The organism is Vibrio sp. 03_296, from assembly GCF_002265885.1.
The window spans coordinates 1-367 of sequence record NZ_NPKW01000245.1 but is presented as its reverse complement, the minus strand read 5'-3'; the positions used below and the strand labels follow the sequence as shown (position 1 = coordinate 367).

The window sequence follows — 367 nt, the reverse complement described above, 5'->3', positions numbered from 1 at the left end:
AATGCCTAGCCTTGGAATTCGGCTGGCATTTTAACACTCTTCGTGACACTTTGCGCGGCTTACGCTGCCTCATTCTCTTTGCCAAGCTTAGCATCATTTTCATCGCGTAATACGCGACGCAAAATCTTACCAACGTGTTTTCGGCAGATCTTCACGGAACTCAATCAACTTCGGCACTTTATAGCCCGTCAAGTGCTGACGACAGTGGCTGATGATTTCTTCTTTGGTTAGACTTGGGTCACGCTTAACCACATAAATCTTAACCAGTTCACCAGACACTTCGTGTGGCTGACCGATGGCCGCCACTTCAAGGACTTTGCCGTGCAGCGCAACCACATCTTCGATCTCGTTAGGATAAACGTTGAAA

Annotated in this window: 1 pseudogene; it reads right to left on the bottom strand. The window is 47.7% G+C overall.

The features are described 5' to 3' along the window. Nucleotides 1–59: 59 nt before the first annotated feature. A pseudogene (locus CIK04_RS23715) lies at nucleotides 60–367 on the bottom strand (long-chain-fatty-acid--CoA ligase); the annotation flags it as partial.